A 4,384-nucleotide genomic window follows, 5' to 3' on the forward strand; every position below is an offset into this window, starting at 1 on the left:
AGCTCTCCTGCGGATCGTACAATCTGGCCAAATACCTCTGAGGGGGGAGGCAATTCAAGGGCCAGCGGCCAGGCAGCAAGGTCACTGTCAGTCAGGCGGAATCCATCACCCTTCCACTGCAGTACGGTGGCTGATTTTTCCAGGTTTGCTAGTGAGAAGCTGCGGGGAAGCTCTTGCGACTGATCGACGCTCATCAGGATAAAGACACCGCAGCGGCGGCCCCCCTCAGCAATACTGACCAGTCGACGCAGTGCGACGTCCGTGAAGTTTGCGGGAAAATTGGCAATGACCAGCAAGCGATACGGCTCGGCAACTTCTCCCGCAAACTGGTTGTAGTCGTCGATCGTCGGAAACTCGTTCCGCAAGTAAGTTTGCAGGACCGTTTCCATATGTTCGGTCAGCTCGCCAAGTTTCTTCTCGATGTGAGCGGGCTCAGACCAGATCCGGCTCGAGACGAGCAGTTCATCGTAGTCGGCCAGATGCATGAACGCCGCAAAGTTAGCACCAAGACCGACAGGATCCAGAATCGTCAGTCGGACTTTACCCGGCGGCAACGATGTCAGGAAACGAAGGACTGTGGACTGAAGGACGCTCACCGCCGCGTCGCGACCGCTGCCCGCCCCCTTCAGCACCAGTGAAGGTCTCTCTTGTAACGGCAGCAGCAGAGGGAGGTCAAAGCGGGGCTGATCAATCGACAGGCGGGGATCGGTCGAGACTCCCCCATCGATCATGTCGAGATCCACTTCAATCCGTCCCAGACTCAGCACCGCAGGGGAGGACTCGGGTGGTGGGACCTCTCTACTGGCGAGGGACTCCCACGAAGGGCACAACGAATCTGCTTTCGTGAGTAGACCGGAACTTTGCTGTCCCAGTTTTGCGAGGTCTGTTTTCCAGGTATGGATCAATTGGAGCCAGGCCTGCTGGTAGCGATTACGCCCCTCAGCGACGCGTGAGTCAAACTCTGTCTGTAACTGACGGAAATCGGATTCACGACGAAAACGGAGGGCGTCCATGTCGAGCCGATAGGAACGCTGCGCGGCTTCCGTTTCCTTCTGCCGATATTCTTCGACTTGCCTGAGCAGCACGGGAAAGGTTGCGTTGGACTGATCGACGGCCTCCATATACTCGCGTTGCAGTTGGGTAATCCGGGTTGTCAGCTTATTGTCGGCCGCAGAAATTGCTGACTCGCGGCGTTTGGCCCGTTGATCGTTCAAATCCGCGCATTGAGCGCTGAGCGTATTCAGTTCTGACCGGCCGTCCTTGTCCCACACCGAGTAGGCGTAATGCGCATTCGCACGATGTTGGACCAGTTGCTCGTAATCCGGGTATGTGCGACGGGATGCATAGAGGTGCAGAAACAGGATCAATACCAACCCGGTCGCTGATGCAACACCTGTACAAATCCACACCCAGTCACGGTCGGTCGCCTTGAGCTTCAGAGTCACGAGTGATGGATCAACGACACCGTATAACAGGCCAAAAAGCGTGCCGGCAATCAGCAGGAACAGAAGCAGCGGAAATGGTCCTGCGAACAGGCGAGGAAGAAGTCGCGCCAGGATTCTCTGTTGGAGAGGTTCCGCCGCAGCGACCTCAGCGAGACAGGCTGACTTCATCACTTCAACTGACGACAAGGGCAGGGTGGGCGTCACCTCACCCGGATCGTTCCAGATGCGGCACCGTTGCAGAAATCGAACCACCCGGTCGTGACCGTCATCAAGTCCTTTGAGTCCTGCGGTCAACTCGTTTCCGGTCGCCGTTAACTCTCGTTCGGTCTGCTTCAGACGAACCAGAGGACTGCCATCAGAGTCTTCGTCGAGGAGCGATGAAACGAGCCATACGGCTTCGTCACGCTCTTTCTCTGCAAGTTCGGTCTCACTCGCCAGCCGATCTTCGGCACGAGTCAAGCGTGAAGAATAGTCAGATTGAATCTTGCTCGCATCCGCGTCACACCGCTGATGCAGAGTTGCCAAGTGTGACCGAAATGACTTTTCTCGCTCCGTCTGTTCATTTTCATAAGTCTCGGTGAGCAGTTGCAAGACGTTCTGATACTGCTCTTGCTCGGATTGCGCTTCGTCTGCGTGGCGAGCTTCAATCTCCTGTTCGCATGCCAAACGGTGACTGACTCGTTCGAGCAGATTCTTCAGGAGTTGTCGTTCGTTTTCCAGACTCAGTTGGTCAGACAAAGTAATCGGCCCGAGTAACGATCGTTCAGCACTTGGAGACAGGACACTTTTCATTGCACACGAAATCCCCACGAACATGGTAATCGGGCGCGCAGAAAAGTGTTATCGCACAACCCCCTGTGCGAGTCCTGTCATCACATTACACCCTGCGTCCACCCAGACCAATCGTTCAGGTTTGGGAAGGTAGAGCACAAACGAACAGAGCCCCCAAAGGGCTCTGTTCTCCGATCGTCAGTTCGGCACAGTCTCTTCTGTCTTCGCCTCTGGGGACCCTCCTGCACCTTCGGGTTCTTTTCCAGGCAAGGGGGCCTCTGGCAGCCTGCGGTCCTCGTCTGGTGCTGCAGTGCCCCGTCCGCCATTTTGGGGACGTTGCCGCGGAGGTGGCCCGAATTCGTCCCTCTCGGGTCTGCCTCCGGGAGGCCCTTCGCGATCGGGAGGACCGCGTCGCCCTCTCGGACCACCTGGTCCTTCTGGCCCTCCAGGGCCGCGTGGTGGGCCAGGAGGTGGGCCCATCATGCCGTCCATACCACGCGGTCCATGATGATTGAATTCGTGGAACTGCTCGAGTTGATCAACGGTCAGTATTTCCGACAGCTTTCGATCGACATTGCGCTGAAGGTTTTCAATCCGACGTTTCTGAAGGGGGGAAAGCTTCAGAGAATCCTGAATCGGCTCAGGCATAATCTGGCCGATTGGGAGGGGTCCACGAAATGCGGGTCCAAAGTGCATACCTGGCCCAAACGGAGGACGGGGCCCTGGCCCGCCACCGGTGCCTCCCGGTCCACGCCTTCCGGGCCCCCCGGCTTCTGGCCAGCCGCCGGGAGGTCCGTCCCAAGCGGGACCGTTGTCTTGGAGAGTCTCAGCCTCCTTCGTCAGGTAGGTCGTCAATTCCTCCCGCGTGAGCTTCCCATCCTTGTCGGCATCAGCACTTTCAAATAGTGCTACCAGTCGAGTGTCAGTCACTTCTTCCTTCATCAGTTCGCCGTCTTTGTTCGCGTCAAACGTCATCATTCGCTCGACCGAACTGTGGATACCGATCGGACGTCCACGATCACGTTCCCGGGCACGGCCGGGGGGCCCACCAGGGAATCCACTACCCGGAGTGCCGCCCGGAGGTCCACCGGGGGGCTGCGCTAACGCATTCGTCGCCATCCAGGCTGCACCTGCGATGGACCCAACCAGACAGAGCGCAATCAATACTCGCATTGGAAAACCTCTTTATCAGACCAATGTTCGGTGCCGTTTCTAGACTGCTGAACGTTTCTCGACAGATGCTCCTGCCTTCCCATCGACGGCTGACGGATCGCAAATCGGTGTTGTCAAGAACGATAAGTTCACCCGACGATCTGGAACCGTATGGAACTCCGTCGGCGGCAAATTACCGGAGTCTGGCGTTATCATCCGGAGTACGACCAATGACAATGTCAAAGACAGCCGAAAGTTCTCCGATCGTGGATTCCTTGATCGGCTTGAAATCTGTCATGAGCAACTCGCGGTCAATGAGATCGCGAGTCCCATTAAAGACACCGTCGCGGACATTTCCTTCGTGACCTCGGATCATCAGTTGAGTCGTCAGAAGTTCTCGATCACCCTGCTTGATTTTGATGTGAATATGCGGAGCAGGTCGGCCGGGATAAGGAACGGGCTTGATTGTGCGGAATCGATACTCGCCGGTTGACCCCGTGGTGAAGCGACCGAACCCCTGGAAGTGCTTGTCCTGCGTACTCTTCTTGGGTGTGCTGTCTGCCGAATGCAGATAGACCGCGTTGGCATCGCATTGCCAGATCTCAATGGTTGCGTCCTTAAGAGGCGCCCCATTCGTGTCGAGGATGCGGCCGGTTAGATGCGTGATTTCACCGACGGCGGGGGTGACGCTGTCGTTGATAATCAGCAGATCATTATCCTGATCGAGCGGCAGCTTGTCCGGGTAGAAAGGCCCTTCAGTCAGAGCAGGGGTCTGGAACAACTGCTCGGCGAAAAGCCCGGGTGTTGTGAAAAGGGCCGAGCCGAAGGCAACGTTACGAAGAAAGCCTCGTCGAGAACGGATCGAAGACCATTGAGACATGAGCAACCTTTCAGCGGATTGACTTGAAGGGCGAGCGGTCGCCGGTTGGAAGGCCGAACAGGTCGCTCGCAGTACAGAAGACTCAAAGTGGTCGATCGAGTTCCTGGCACGAACACAGGATTTGTGGAGGTGGAAT

The 4,384-nt window shown here is 56.8% G+C and carries 3 protein-coding genes; all 3 read right to left on the reverse strand.

Annotated features, from left to right (window positions below; genetic code table 11):
* Positions 1–2,237 (reverse strand): hypothetical protein (locus VGE80_RS24020; protein ID WP_440594411.1); only part of this gene is annotated, 2,237 nt, incomplete at its 3' end.
* A gap of 177 nt (positions 2,238–2,414) precedes the next feature.
* Positions 2,415–3,389: a hypothetical protein gene (locus tag VGE80_RS24025; RefSeq protein ID WP_397570081.1), complete on the reverse strand. Its 975-nt coding sequence runs from the start codon at positions 3,387–3,389 to the stop codon at positions 2,415–2,417.
* A 172-nt stretch (positions 3,390–3,561) separates the two neighbouring features.
* On the reverse strand, positions 3,562–4,248 hold the full coding sequence (locus tag VGE80_RS24030) for a dioxygenase family protein (RefSeq protein ID WP_373652028.1): 687 nt from the start codon (positions 4,246–4,248) through the stop codon (positions 3,562–3,564).
* Between the last annotated feature and the right edge of the window lie 136 nt (positions 4,249–4,384).

Source organism: Schlesneria sp., from assembly GCF_036405755.1.
Lineage (GTDB): Bacteria > Planctomycetota > Planctomycetia > Planctomycetales > Planctomycetaceae > Schlesneria > Schlesneria sphaerica.